Genomic DNA, 14,748 nt, shown 5'->3' on the forward strand with positions numbered 1-14,748 from the left:
AGGCATAAGGAGGACACGCACGTGTTGAAGCAAAGTCAAATGTTGATCCCTACCCTGCGGGAAGTGCCATCCGACGCGGAGATTGCCAGCCACAAGCTGCTGCTCCGCGCAGGTATGGCCCGCCAACTGGCTTCCGGTATTTATACGTACCTGCCCCTGGCGCTCCGTTCCCTGCAAAAAATCCAAGCGATTGTGCGTGAAGAAATGAACAATGCTGGGGGACAAGAACTGTTGATGCCAGCGATGCAACCAGCTGAGCTGTGGCATCAAACGGGTCGTTGGGATGTATACGGTCCCGAGCTCGTCCGCCTGCGTGATCGTCATGATCGTCCTTTTGCCTTGGGTCCAACCCACGAAGAAGTCATTACGAGTCTCGTGCGTGATGAGATTAACTCTTACAAAAAACTCCCGATCAACCTTTATCAAATTCAAACCAAGTTCCGTGATGAAGTACGTCCACGCTTCGGTTTGATTCGTTGCCGCGAGTTTATTATGAAGGATGCTTACTCTTTTGATACGACACAAGAAGGTCTGGATCGCAACTTCCAGGCGATGTACGATGCGTACACGAACATCTTTACCCGTGTAGGCTTGAACTTCCGTGCAGTAGAAGCGGATGCAGGTGCAATCGGCGGAAAAGGCACTTACGAATTCATGGCGTTGTGTGACATTGGGGAAGACACGATTGCTTATTCTGAAGAAGGCGATTATGCGGCCAACTTGGAAAAGGCAGAGGTCGTGTACAAGCCATCTGCGAAGCCAGCAACAGAAGCGCCAGCTCGAGAAAAATTGCATACGCCTGGCACTAAAACGATCGACCAATTGGTACAAGCACTGCAAATCGAAGCAAAGCAAATCATCAAGAGCCTCATTTACCGCGTAGACGACAAGCTGGTTATGGTGCTGGTCCGCGGTGATCATGAGATCAATGAAGTGAAGCTGAAAAACTTGTATGATGCGACGATCGTTGGACTGGCTTCTGAAGCGGATATCGTTTCGGTGACAGGAGCGCCTGCAGGATTTGTTGGCCCTGTTGGCATTGATCCTGAAAAAGTGGAAATCATCGCGGACAATTTTGTTCAAGATGTTTATGATGGTGTCGTCGGTGCCAATGAAACAGACTATCATCTGACTCACGTAGTTGCTGGCCGCGATTTCACGGTTTCCCAGTACGCTGACTTGCGCAACATTACAGAAGGCGACGAGTGCCCTCGTACAGGTGGTGTTATCAAGTTTGCACGTGGTGTAGAAGTCGGTCACGTATTCAAGCTGGGTACGAAATACTCCACTGCGATGGGTGCTACGTACCTGGATGAGAACGGCCGTAGTCAACCGATGATCATGGGTTGCTACGGAATCGGTGTATCTCGTACAATTGCGGCAGTGATCGAGCAGAACAACGATGAAAATGGTATCATTTGGCCAGTATCTGTTGCACCTTTCCATGTGCATGTGATTCCGGTCAATGTTAAAGTAGAAGAGCAACGTCAAACTAGTGAACAAATTACAGAAGCACTGCGCAAGGCTGGCGTCGAGGTTTTGTTTGACGATCGTCCTGAGCGTGCTGGTGTGAAGTTTAAAGACGCTGATTTGATCGGACTGCCTCTGCGTATTACGGTTTCCGATAAAGCGGCACAAGAAGGAACAGTTGAAGTGCGTATCCGCAAAAACGGTGAAACACATGATGTGAAGCTGGATCAATTGGTCGATGAAGTGAAAGGTTTCCTATCCCGTGTTGACCAAACCGGAGCTGCGTTGTTCGGGAACTAGTTGCATGCAGGAATAAGAAGGATTTTGTCGAATTTTTACGGGGTACTCCCCTAGATTAACGGGGAGTGCCTCTTTTTCTTGTTTGAACGCTCACTTATAGGGAAGGTGGGAAAACCGTGGACCGTTTACAAGAGCAAAAACATCGCTTCTCCCTATTGGTCAAGCAAATGGAAGTTCCTGACGAATGGGTGGAGCGATTTTTTCTTGATGCTCAGATTGAAAAGCTAGAGCTGTATAAGCAAAACAAAGAATGGGTTTTTCACTTTGCCCTCCCGAGAATGATACCTGCGGATGTTTATGCAGCTTTTACCAAGCGATTGACGCATACATTTTCACATCTAGCCAAAGTAGATACCCGATTTCGCTATCACCAAAAGCCGTCTCTCGATCACGTAGTCGAAGAGTATTGGGATGTCTTGCTGGCGGGGCTGGAGCCAACGCTGAACTCCTTGGCAGTTACGATGCGTCAAGCGCGTAAGCAAGTCGACCAACAGGAAGTCAAGGTGTACTTGCCAACGGAGATGTCCGTTGAGGTTGCCAAGCGAAAACGAGCGGATAATGAGCTTTTGGCTGCTTTCCAGAAAGCTACCGATTGCTCGATGCGCTTTTCTTTCCATGGGGAAGAAAGCGATGACGCGTATAAGGCCTTTGAGGAGCAACGGAAAGAAGAAGAACGTGCTCTTGTCGAGGTTGTGATGACGGCTGTCGCGCAAGATAGCAAGTCGTCTGATAAAGCTGAGGCTGTCACTACGCTCATGATGGGCTATGAAATCAAGGATGCGCCGATCCCGATTTGCGAGATTCAAGATGAAGAACGCCGTATCGTCATCCAAGGAACCGTGTTTAACGTAGAAGTAAAAGAGCTTCGCAGTGGACGTCATTTGCTCACATTCAACATTTCTGACTATACGGATTCTCTCACGGTGAAGATGTTCTCTCGTGATAAAGAAGATGTGAAAATGCTCGAATTGCTGAAAGACGGCATGTGGGTGAAAGTGCGGGGAAGTGTCCAGCATGATACGTTTGTACGCGATCTCGTTATGAATGCCAATGATTTGAACCAGATTGAGCAGGTCATTCGAAAAGATCAAGCGGAAGAGAAACGCGTCGAGCTTCATTGCCATACGCCGATGAGTGCGCTGGATGCCGTTGCATCTGTAAAATCACTGATCTCGACGGCAGCAAAGTGGGGTCATAAAGCCATTGCTGTCACTGACCATGGTGTCGTACAGGCTTTTCCAGAAGCGTATTCCATCGCCAAAAAGAACAACATCAAATGCATTCTCGGTATGGAAGCGTATGTAGTCGAGGATGGTATCGATATCGTTTACAACCTGCAAGCAGACAATAATCTTTCCATTGATGAAAATACGGAATACGTCGTGTTTGATACGGAGACGACGGGTTTAAACGCGTCAGAGCATACAATCATCGAGATTGCGGCTGTCAAAATGAAAGGCGCGGAAATTGTCGACCAATGGACGGAGCTGATTGACCCGCAATTGGAAATTGGGCCAAAGACAACCGAGATTACGGGGATTACGAACGAAATGCTCCGCGGGCAAGAGACACTCGATGTGGTACTCCGCAAGTTCAAGGACTTTACTGGTGACGCTATCCTGGTTGCACATAATGCAGAGTTTGACAAAGCGTTTATCAACGCCTGCGCCAAACGGATAGGCATGGAGCCATGGACCAATCCATTTTTAGATACGCTGCCTTTGGCGCGCTTGATGTACAAAGGAATGCGCAATTATCGTTTGGGATCATTAGCGAAAAAGTTCAATGTCGAGCTCATCAATGCCCACCGTGCGTTGGACGATACCGTTGCCTTGGCTCACGTATTCCAGCAAATGTTGAAGGACATTAAAGAAGCGGAAATCAAATCGCTAGCAGAGTTGAATGAAAAAAGTAACGAAGAGGCCGACTATAAAAGCGGACGCCCATTCCATGCGACCATTCTCGTGCAAAATAAAGAAGGCCTCAAAAATCTATACAAGCTCGTAAGTCGCTCCCATGTGGAAACATTCTTCCGTTGGCCACGAATTCAGCGAAGCCAGCTGACCAAATATCGCGAAGGCTTGCTAATTGGTACGGCGTGCAAAGACGGAGAACTCATGCAATCGATTCTCCGCGGTAAGTCACCTGAAGAATTGAAGGAAGTTGCTGCTTTTTACGACTTTTTGGAATTACAGCCGATCGCTCATTACTCACCACTGTTGCGTAATGAAGAAATTCCTTCGCTGGAGACGATGAAAGGCTACCATGAAAAGATCGTCCAAATGGGAAAAGAGCTCGGTAAGCTGGTCGTTGCAACAGGGGATGTGCACTTCCTGAATCCCCAGGATGAGATCTTCCGTGATGTTTTCTTACTGTCAAAAGGTGATCCAACCGCAGGCAACCAGCCGCCGCTGTACTTTCATACAACGGATGAGATGCTGGAGGCGTTCTCCTTTTTGGGGGAAGAGACCGCAAAAGAAATTGTCGTGACGAACACAAATGCCATCGCGGATATGATTGAGGATATAAGTCCGATTCCTGACAAGCTGTACACGCCGATCATTGAAGGAGCGGACGATGAGCTGCGTCAAATGTGTTATGACAAAGCAAGGTCATTGTATGGTGACCCATTGCCCGAACTGGTCGAGCATCGCTTGGAAAAAGAGTTGAACAGTATCATCAAGCACGGGTTCGGTGTGATTTATTTGATTTCGCAGCGTTTGGTAACGAAATCGTTGAATGATGGTTACCTGGTAGGTTCACGTGGATCTGTAGGCTCGTCTTTTGTTGCGACGATGTCTGAGATTACAGAGGTAAACCCATTGCCACCTCACTATCGCTGCCCAAATTGCAAGCACAGCGAGTTTATTACAGATGGTTCAATCGCCTCTGGGTTTGACTTGGAGGATAAAGCATGTACACAATGTGGAACCATGTATGCCAAGGACGGACAGGACATCCCGTTCGAGACGTTCCTCGGCTTTAAAGGAGACAAGGTACCGGATATTGACTTGAACTTCTCTGGCGATTATCAGCCGCGTGCACACAAGTACACACAGGAGCTGTTCGGAGCAGATTACGTATATCGTGCAGGAACGATTGGTACAGTTGCGGAAAAAACAGCGTATGGCTACGTGCGCAAGTACGCCGACGAACGAGGCATGACTTTGCGCAATGCGGAGATAGCTCGAATCGTCAACGGCTGCACAGGTGTAAAAAGGACGACAGGGCAGCATCCGGGCGGTATTATCGTAGTTCCTGACTACATGGAAATTGAAGACTTTTGTCCGATTCAGTTCCCGGCTGATGATAATGAGTCAGAATGGCGCACAACCCATTTTGACTTCCACTCCATTCATGACAACTTGCTAAAACTTGATATTCTGGGACACGACGATCCGACCGTCATACGCATGCTGCAAGACTTGACGGGAATGGACCCGAAGACGATTCCACTGGATGATAAAAAGACAATGTCCATCTTCAGTTCGACGGAAGCCTTGGGGGTTACACCGGAGCAAATCGGAACGAACATGGGGACATTGGGCATACCTGAGTTCGGAACCAAATTCGTGCGACAGATGCTAGAAGACACCAAACCGACTACGTTTGCCGAGCTTGTTCAGATTTCTGGACTCTCTCACGGTACGGACGTTTGGTTGAACAACGCGCAGGACTTGATCCGCAACGGTACATGTAAGCTGCCAGACGTAATTGGTTGTCGTGATGATATCATGGTGTATTTGATCTATAAAGGGCTAGAGCCGTCCCGTGCCTTTAAGATCATGGAGTCCGTGCGTAAGGGTAAAGGGGTTCCCGAGGAAGATCAGGAAGAAATGCGCAACAACAACGTGCCAGAATGGTATATTCAGTCGTGCCAGCGGATCAAGTACATGTTCCCGAAGGCGCATGCGACCGCCTATGTCATGATGGCTGTACGGATTGCCTATTTCAAGGTTCATCGACCATTGGAGTTTTACGCGACGTATTTCACGGTTCGCGCAGATGACTTTGATATTCCGCTGATGGTCAAAGGCTCAGCGGCGATCAAGCAAAAGATCGAAGAGATCGAGGGCAAGGGACACGATGCACAGCCAAAAGAAAAGGCATTGCTGACTGTTTTGGAGATGGCGTTGGAAATGGTAGAACGCGGCTTCCGCTTTGCCAACGTTGATTTGTACAAATCGGACGCTACTCGCTTCTTGATCGAGGGTGATTCTCTTATCGCCCCATTCAACGCCCTGCCTGGTTTAGGGACGAATGCAGCGATCAGCATCGTGCAAGCGAGAGAGCAAGGAGAGTTTTTGTCCAAGGAAGACCTCCTGTCCCGTTCCCGTATCTCCAAGACCATTTTGGAGTTCCTGGACGAGCAAGGTGCCTTGAAAGGATTACCAGAATCCAACCAGCTATCCTTGTTCTAAGGCGTGCAGTCAAGGCTCACAGTCATCCAAAGGTTGTCAGGAGAGGGCTGTTATGCTATAATTTTTTTGGAAATACTGGTTTTATACGCATGGCAGAACGAGAGTGGGGAAACCCACTCTTTCTTTCTGGCTACACCTCATGGTTCAAACGAGAAGGAGGTACTTGCTTGAGCAAGGTAACAGGCATCGTCACTGAACTCGTCACGCCCATTGTTGAAGAATTGGGCCTGGAGCTAGTTGACATCGAGTACAAAAAGGAAGGCAGCAACTGGTTTCTGCGCGTGTTTATCGACAATGAAACTGGCAACATCGATATCGATGACTGCAGCCTTGTCAGCGAGAAGCTGAGTCAAAAACTAGACGAAGTAGATCCCATCCCTACTGCATACTTTTTAGAAGTATCTTCGCCGGGTGCTGAGCGCCCATTGCGCAAGGATAAGGATTTCCTGAAAGCTGTCGGCCGAAATGTGCATATCACAACCAAAGAGCCGGTAGAAGGAGCAACCACGTTCGAGGGCGAACTGATATCCTTTGAGGATGGCAAGCTGACTGTAAAAGAAGCAAAGAAAACGTATGTAATTTCCCAAGAGCAAATTGACACAGCGAGAATGGCAATTGTCTTTTAATTTTTCAGCTGTGTAGCCTGTGGTAAGTAAAGGAGGAGGCAACGAAAGTCATGAACGGCGATTTTATCGAGGCTTTAGAAGCCATTGAGAGAGAGAAAGGCATCACCAAAGACGTACTGATTGAGGCCATCGAAGCGGCTCTTATCTCTGGATACAAACGTAACTTCAACTCGGCCCAAAATGTACGGGTGGATGTAAATCGTCATTCAGGTATGGTGCGTGTGTTTGCGCGGAAGACCGTAGTGGAAGAGGTATTGGATCCGCGCCTGGAGATCTCTCAAGAAGCAGCACAAGAAATCGATCCTAACTTCCGTCTGGAGGACATCGTCGAAATCGAGGTAACGCCTCGTGATTTCGGACGTATTGCTGCTCAGACAGCGAAGCAAGTGGTTACACAGCGCATTCGCGAAGCGGAGCGCGGTTTGATCTACAGCGAGTTTATTGAGCGTGAAGACGATATCGTAACAGGCGTCGTTCAGCGTATGGACGCTCGCAATTATTACATTGATCTGGGTAAGGCGGAAGCCGTTATGCCGATCACCGAAAAAATGCCATCCGAAGATTTTAAATCACAAGATCGCGTGAAGGCATACATCATCAAAGTAGAGAAAACCACTAAAGGACCGCAAATCGTCGTTTCCCGTACTCACCCGGGGCTTTTGAAGCGTCTCTTCGAATTAGAAGTGCCAGAAATATATGACGGTGTGGTTGAAATCAAATCTGTTGCGCGCGAAGCGGGCGATCGCTCGAAGATCGCTGTGCATTCCATCAACGCAGATGTTGATCCAGTAGGGGCTTGTGTCGGTCCAAAGGGCATGCGCGTCCAAACGATCGTTACGGAGCTGAAAGGCGAAAAGATCGACATTGTTCGTTGGTCTGAAGATCCTGCCGAGTACGTAGCCAATGCACTCAGTCCTGCAAAAGTGCTGCATGTTGAGGTGAACGTAGCGGAGAAGGTTACTCGTGTGATCGTTCCCGATTATCAATTGTCTCTGGCGATTGGTAAGCGTGGCCAAAACGCACGCTTGGCAGCCAAGCTGACTGGCTGGAAGATCGATATCAAGAGCGAGTCCCAAGCCGACCAAGAAGGCATCGCTTATCCAAAAGAAGTAGAGAGCGATGAAGGGACGGACAACGAATAATCATGAAGCAAAAAAAGATCCCGTTGCGTAAGTGCATTGTTTGCCAAGGAATGTTTCCGAAAAAGGAATTAATCCGCGTCGTCCGGACGCCAGAAGAAGAGATCGTCATTGATCTTACTGGAAGGGCGGCGGGACGCGGTACCTATGTGTGTCGGCAGGAAAGCTGTCTGAAGCCGGATGCGTTCGCATCGGGAAAATGGAAAAAAGTGCTGGAACGTGCCCTCAATATGTCCATCTCCCAAGAAAAGTATGATGCTTTCCGTGAGAAATGGCTGGAGATGGTGGGAAAATGACCCCAAAAGCAGCACAATTACTCGGATTGGCGATGCGTGCGAGAAAGATCGTTACCGGAGAGGAATTGGTCATTACCGCTGTGCGTAATGGGCAGGCCCGCCTGGTATTGCTCGCATCAGATGCATCAGACAATACCGCCAAGAAAGTAAAGGATAAATGTTCCTATTACGGTGTCTCATGTGTAACCACTGGCGACCGACATTCATTGGGACACGCAATCGGAAAAGATGGGCGCGTTACCGTGGCGGTAACCGATGGGAAATTGGCCGAAAGCATTCAGCGTCTGCTCACCTAACTTAGAAAGGGTGAAGTATATTTGAAGACACGTGTGTATGAGTATGCCAAACAGCACAACATGAGCAGCAAGGAAATCCTCAATTTGCTAAAACGATTGAATATAGAAGTAGCAAATCATATGAGTATCATGGAAGAAGGGACGATCAAAAGGATCGAGGATCACATGGCCAAATTGCGTTCTGGTGCCAAACCGGAAGCGCGTAGTACACCTAGTGATGCAAGACCCAAACAAACGGACGATCAACGACGCCCCAACGACTCCAGAGGACAACAGATCAAACCCCAGCAGCAAGCGGGGCAAGCTCAACCGGTTAGAAATGACAGACCAAACAGCGATCGCGGAGCAAAGAACACAAGCACGAATCGTCCAGGAAATAGCAGTGCAAGTGGCAATCCCGATCAGCATAGTCCTCAGCATGGAAAAAATCAGGGGAAGAATCAGGAGAGAAAACCAAACAATATGAGAAGTCAACCTGCAAAGCCGTCTGACCGTAAGCCGCAGAATCAACAACGCCCACAAAACCAACAGCGTCCTCAAAATCAGCAACGACCACAAAACCAACAGCGTCCTGCAAACCAACCTGCAGCGAATCAAACGGAGGGTCGTACGGGGGAAGAGTTTGAGGATAAAGTAAAACTTCCTTCCAATGTTGGTTTGGAAAAGCGTGAGAAAATCAAAAAGGGCCCTCAAACCCAAAAGACATTCGAAGATAACAAAAAGAGTCAACCATTCCGTGGTGGTAATAACCGCAACAATCAAAACAACCGCCGTGGAGGAAATAACAACCGTGGTGGTGGTGGACAAAAACCGCAACGCCCTGTGATTGAACCACCTACAAAGATCACGTTTACAGAGTCTTTGACTGTAAATGAGTTGGCAGTGAAACTGCGCAAGGAACCAGCTGAAGTCATCAAAAAACTGTTCGGCTTGGGTATCATGGCGACGATCAACCAGTACCTTGATCGTGAAGCTATCGAACTCATTTGCGCGGACTACAACGTAGAAGTCGAAGAAAAAATCATCATCGATGAAACGAACTTCGAAACGTTGGAAGACGTAGATGCACCAGAAAGCCTGCGGGAGCGCCCACCAGTTGTTACCATCATGGGTCACGTTGACCATGGGAAAACAACCTTGCTGGACGCGATTCGCTCTACAAACGTAGTAGCGGGAGAAGCAGGCGGAATTACACAGCATATCGGTGCGTACCAAGTTGAGATCAAAGGGAAGAAAATTACTTTCCTCGATACACCAGGTCACGCGGCGTTCACAACCATGCGTGCACGCGGTGCGCAAATCACAGATATCACCATTCTGGTGGTTGCAGCAGATGACGGTGTCATGCCGCAAACCGTTGAGGCGATCAGCCATGCGAAAGCAGCAAATGTGCCGATCATCGTTGCTGTCAACAAGGTTGACAAACCAGAAGCAAATATTGACCGTATCAAGCAAGAGTTGACCGAATATGAGCTGGTTGCCGAAGAGTGGGGCGGCGATACGATCTTCTCCCCATTGTCCGCTAAACAGCGCACAGGTATCGAGGAATTGCTCGAGTACATCTTGCTCGTATCCGAAGTACAAGAACTGAAAGCCAACCCAGACAAACTTGCGCGCGGTACCGTTGTCGAAGCTGAGCTCGACAAGGGACGTGGTCCAGTTGCAACCATCTTGGTTCAACAAGGTACTCTCCGTGTAGGTGACCCTATCGTTGTCGGTTCCGCTTTTGGACGTGTGCGTGCGATGGTGAATGACAAAGGACGCCGTCTGAAAGAAGCAGGTCCATCTACGCCAGTAGAAATTACAGGTCTGAATGATGTTCCACAAGCAGGCGATCAGTTCCGTGTCTTTGAAGACGAGAAGAAAGCCCGCGCGATCGGGGAAGCACGTGCTTCCAAGCAACGTGAATCCGAGCGTCGTGAAAGCTCCCGCGTTTCTTTGGATGATTTGTTCCAACACATTCAAGAAGGCGATATCAAAGAACTGAACCTGATTGTAAAAGCAGACGTACACGGTTCTGTGGAAGCACTGCGCGGTTCTTTGGAGAAAATCGATGTCAACGGAACTCGTGTGAAGATCATTCATACAGGCGTTGGTGCGATTACAGAATCCGATGTTACACTGGCAAATGCTTCAAATGCGATCATTATTGGTTTTAACGTTCGTCCTGAACCAAATGCGCGCAGCATGGCTGAACAAGAGAAGATCGACATTCGCCTGCACCGTGTCATCTATACTGTAATCGAAGAGATCGAGTCTGCTCTCAAAGGTATGCTTGATCCAGTCTTCAAAGAAAACATTATCGGTCAAGCTGAGATTCGTGAAGTGTTCAAAGTATCCAAAGTCGGAAACATTGCTGGTTGCTATGTGACTGAAGGTAAATTGAGCCGCGATGCTGGTGCGCGTTTGATCCGTGAAGGCATTGTGATTTATGAAGGTAAGCTCGATACCCTCAAGCGCTTCAAAGATGATGCGAAAGACGTCGCTGCTGGCTATGAGTGCGGTCTGACTTTGGAACGCTTCAATGACCTCAAAATCGGAGACGTCATCGAAGCATTCGTCATGGTTGAAGTGAAACAATAATGGTAGCAGGTGTGCAGATTGAACTGTTTCTGCCCGCTAGCCAAAACCTGAAAGAAAAACGGGCCATCGTCAAAAGTCTGATCGGCAAGCTGCGGAGCCGATTTAACGTCTCCGCGGCAGAGGTGGCTTATCTCGAGCAATGGCAGCGTACCGTGTTGGGTATCGCTGCCGTTGCTAATGAGATCTCTTTTTTACAACAAGAAATGCAGGCTGTCATCCGATTCGTGGAAAACCATCCAGAGGTAGAGTTGATTCGCGTGGATACGGAATACTACGAGTAAGGAGCAGCCAGCGGAGGTGAAAATCGATGAATAAAACACGAATCAGCCGCGTAGGTGAAGAAATCAAAAAAGAATTGAGCCTCGTATTGCAGCGTGGACTCAAAGATCCTCGTGTCGGTTTCGTAACGGTAACAGATGTAGAGGTAAGCAGTGACCTGCAATTGGCAAAGGTTTTTGTCAGCATTTTCGGCAGTGAGGAAGAGCGTAAAGCTTCTCTTGCAGGTTTGACAAAAGCAAAAGGCTATTTGCGTACGGAGATCGGGAAACGCGTAAAGCTGCGTCACATTCCTGATTTTGTATTCAAACTGGACGAGTCCATTGACTACGGCAGCAAAATTGAATCAATCCTGCGGGAAATCTCCACAGAGGGAGAGAAACAGGATGAATCCTAATCAAATGGCTGTACAGGAAGCGGCGCGGTTTATGCAGGAGCACGACCGCTTCCTGGTTCTCTCTCATGTAAGTCCTGACGGAGATGCTACAGGATCTGCTTTGGGAGTCGTGCTCATGCTAGAACAATTGGGAAAAGAGTATGTGGTTGTAAACGAAGGGGAAACACCGATCAAGTTTAACTTCTTGCCGCGGTTTGACCGTCTTTATAACCTGCGCAAACAACCACTGAACGAAACGTTCGGGGCCGTAATCGCTGTAGACTGCGCGGATGAGTCGCGGATGGGCGATGTACGGTCTTTATTTGCGTCTGGCGCTGCTTTGCTGAATATCGATCACCACCCGACCAACGATCATTTTGGAACGGTAAATCTGGTTCGTCCGGATGCAGCCGCAACAGCGGAGATTTTATTTGATGTTGCAGAAGCAGCAGGGGTTTCTTTCAATGAAGAGCTTGCGCTGTGCATCTATACCGGACTTTTGACGGATACAGGCGGTTTCCGCTATTCCAATACATCACCGCGCGTCATGGAAATCGCTGCTCGATTACTAGGTTACGGTGTAAAGCCAGGAGACGTAGCAGAGCGGTGTCTGGAGGAAATTACTTTTGCCCATGTGAAAGTACTGCGACGCGCTCTCCAAACCCTGCAACTGTCCCATCAAAATCTGATTGCCTCTATCACAGTTTCAGCCGCAGATTTTGCCGAAGTGGGTGCAGAGCGGGAAGATGCTGGTGGATTGGTCAACTACTGCCGCAACATTGAAGGAGTCGAGGTCGGCGTTTCTTTTGTGGAAGCAGAACCAGGAGTGGTCAAGGTGAGCATGCGCGCTCGTGATCGGGTTGACGTAGCTGTCATTGCGAAGCAGCTCGGTGGTGGTGGACACGCAAAAGCAGCGGGATGCACGATCAAAGGCCCACTTTCAGAAGTACAGCAAAAAGTATGGACTGTGCTGGACGATGCAGTAGGAGTGAAATTCGATGAGTAACGTGAACGGCGTGCTGGTTATCGACAAGCCAGCTGGTATGACCTCTCATGATTGTGTAGCACGTATTCGTCGATTGTATGGAACGAAAAAGGTGGGGCACACGGGTACACTGGATCCAGATGTAACGGGTGTACTCCCCATTTGCGTGGGACACGCAACGAGGCTAGTTGAATATTTGCAAGAGCTGCCTAAGCGCTATGATGTAGTTATGCGCCTCGGCTCCACTACCACGACGGAAGATGCTTCCGGAGAAGTGGTGGAGCAAGCTGGAGTAGATGCAGGATCGATTACGACGGAGCGTATTCAAGCCCTGTTCCAATCCTTTTTGGGTGAAATGGAGCAGGTACCTCCGATGTTCTCTGCGGTAAAGGTAAACGGCAAGCGGCTGTACGACCTAGCTCGTGAAGGCACGGTGATCGAGCGGCAGGCACGGAAAGTGACGTTGTATGAGCTGACACTCCATAAGATTAGCGTGGATGGGGATACTGTCGATGTTGCATTCACGTGCACGTGCTCCAAAGGCACATACATGCGCACCTTATGTGTTGACCTCGGAGGCGCTCTGGGTTATCCTGCCCATATGAAGCTGTTGCGGCGAATTAAAAGCGGCCCGTTCCAGGAGCAAGAGGCAATCCCCCTCCAGCAAATTGAGGAACAGGCAGCAAATGGGGAAGACATTTCCCGCCACTTGGTCTCCATCCCTCAGGCAATCTCGTTCTTACCATCGTTTCAGGTCAAGCCAGAACGGATCAAAGCAGTACGTAATGGACTTGCGACTGCGCTTCCGGGCGTCACTGCGGAGGAAGGAAGTTTGATTTGCTTGTTTGCGGGGGAAGAATTACTTGGCATTCATCGCGTATGCCGTGGAGACAAAGGACTTTTCGCCAAACCAGAAAAAGTCTTTCCAGCCGAGGTGTAATCCGTGAAAACGATCTACCTGACATACCCGTTTCCGTCTGACCTGCAAGCGAATCCTTGTGCAATTGCACTTGGGTACTTTGATGGTGTACATATTGGGCATCGCCGTGTAATCCAAAAGGCGATTGATACAGCGAAAGCAAACGGATGGCAAAGTACGGTAGTGACCTTTGATCCGCATCCTCGAGAAGTTTTGGGGCAAAGCGGTTATACCCGCTATTTGACACCACTTGCAGACAAGCTCGAGCAATTCGAAAAGATGGGCGTAGATACCACATATGTGATGAAGTTCGATATTAGCTTTGCGGCTATTTATCCAGAAGATTTCATCGCAGAGTGCCTTCTTCCATTGGAATGCCGCCATATTGTCGTTGGCTTCGACTATACCTTTGGTTATCGCGGGATGGGGACTGCCCATACCTTGCAAGAAATGAGCAAAGGTCGCTATGGGCTCGACATCGTGGGTCCTGTAAATCGCTTGGGTGAAAAAGTGAGCAGTACGATCATCCGTGAATATCTTCATCATGGGGATGTCGAGCAGGTTCGCCATTTGTTAGGCCGCTCCTACAAAGTGCGCGGAACAGTCGTGCATGGGGACAAGCGTGGTCGAACCATTGGCTTTCCTACAGCGAACGTCCAAGTGAATCAGCCGTACTTGATCGGAAAGAATGGGGTCTACGGTGTTCGCTTTACCGTGGATGAACAAAGCTACTATGGTGTCATGAACGTAGGCATCAAGCCTACATTTGAACTGGAGAAAAAAGAAAAGTCACTAGAAGTGCACATTTTTGAGTTCTCTGGTGAAATCTATGACAAAGAAGTAGAAGTAGAGTTCTTGTTCTACATTCGGGAAGAGCAGAAATTTGCTGGAGTCGATGCACTCATCGCGCAAATTGGACGAGATGTACAAACGGCAAAGCAAAAATTCGCAGAGGGAATCTCGTAAAGGATTCTCTTTGCTTTTCACAAAATGGTATGCTATAATTCAAAACGTTGTACAGATAACCGTAGCTTGGCTGTCCGATTCTCACCGACGGCAGA

The 14,748-nt window shown here is 48.7% G+C and carries 12 protein-coding genes; all 12 read left to right on the forward strand.

The features are described 5' to 3' along the window. Window positions 1-24: 24 nt before the first annotated feature. The gene (locus tag C7R91_RS02875) at window positions 25-1,770 is read left to right on the forward strand and encodes a proline--tRNA ligase (protein WP_141336869.1); all 1,746 of its coding nucleotides are present in this window, start codon (window positions 25-27) and stop codon (window positions 1,768-1,770) included. Between the two features lie 116 nt (window positions 1,771-1,886). After that, window positions 1,887-6,191: a PolC-type DNA polymerase III gene (locus C7R91_RS02880; protein ID WP_047067859.1), complete on the forward strand. Its 4,305-nt coding sequence runs from the start codon at window positions 1,887-1,889 to the stop codon at window positions 6,189-6,191. 167 nt (window positions 6,192-6,358) lie between these two features. Beyond that, window positions 6,359-6,817, forward strand: a complete 459-nt coding sequence (gene rimP / locus C7R91_RS02885) for a ribosome maturation factor RimP (RefSeq protein WP_047067857.1) — start codon at window positions 6,359-6,361, stop codon at window positions 6,815-6,817. 50 nt (window positions 6,818-6,867) lie between these two features. Further along, window positions 6,868-7,959: a transcription termination factor NusA gene (nusA, locus tag C7R91_RS02890; RefSeq protein ID WP_047067855.1), complete on the forward strand. Its 1,092-nt coding sequence runs from the start codon at window positions 6,868-6,870 to the stop codon at window positions 7,957-7,959. Window positions 7,960-7,961: 2 nt separating this feature from the next. Beyond that, complete coding sequence (gene rnpM / locus C7R91_RS02895) at window positions 7,962-8,252, forward strand: RNase P modulator RnpM (protein WP_015891714.1); 291 nt, start codon at window positions 7,962-7,964, stop codon at window positions 8,250-8,252. After that, window positions 8,249-8,548, forward strand: coding sequence for a YlxQ family RNA-binding protein (locus C7R91_RS02900; RefSeq protein WP_016743350.1), 300 nt, complete (start codon window positions 8,249-8,251; stop codon window positions 8,546-8,548). The genes rnpM and C7R91_RS02900 overlap by 4 nt, the downstream gene beginning before the upstream one ends. Window positions 8,549-8,569: 21 nt before the next feature. Continuing rightward, window positions 8,570-11,131, forward strand: a complete 2,562-nt coding sequence (gene infB, locus C7R91_RS02905; RefSeq protein WP_047067850.1) for a translation initiation factor IF-2 — start codon at window positions 8,570-8,572, stop codon at window positions 11,129-11,131. After that, a complete protein-coding gene (locus tag C7R91_RS02910) occupies window positions 11,131-11,412 on the forward strand; it encodes a DUF503 domain-containing protein (protein ID WP_047067848.1) in 282 nt (93 codons plus the stop codon). The genes infB and C7R91_RS02910 overlap by 1 nt, the downstream gene beginning before the upstream one ends. 26 nt (window positions 11,413-11,438) lie before the next feature. Then, on the forward strand, window positions 11,439-11,804 hold the full coding sequence (gene rbfA, locus C7R91_RS02915) for a 30S ribosome-binding factor RbfA (RefSeq protein WP_007719226.1): 366 nt from the start codon (window positions 11,439-11,441) through the stop codon (window positions 11,802-11,804). Then, entirely contained in the window at window positions 11,794-12,789 is a 996-nt protein-coding gene (locus C7R91_RS02920; protein WP_047067846.1) for a DHH family phosphoesterase, read from the forward strand. Before rbfA ends, C7R91_RS02920 begins: the two co-directional genes overlap by 11 nt. Beyond that, a complete protein-coding gene (gene truB, locus C7R91_RS02925; protein WP_047067844.1) occupies window positions 12,782-13,708 on the forward strand; it encodes a tRNA pseudouridine(55) synthase TruB in 927 nt (308 codons plus the stop codon). Before C7R91_RS02920 ends, truB begins: the two co-directional genes overlap by 8 nt. Window positions 13,709-13,711: 3 nt before the next feature. Further along, complete coding sequence (locus C7R91_RS02930; protein ID WP_017249287.1) at window positions 13,712-14,653, forward strand: bifunctional riboflavin kinase/FAD synthetase; 942 nt, start codon at window positions 13,712-13,714, stop codon at window positions 14,651-14,653. The last annotated feature ends 95 nt before the right edge of the window (window positions 14,654-14,748 follow it).

The organism is Brevibacillus formosus, from assembly GCF_003013405.1.
GTDB lineage: Bacteria > Bacillota > Bacilli > Brevibacillales > Brevibacillaceae > Brevibacillus > Brevibacillus formosus.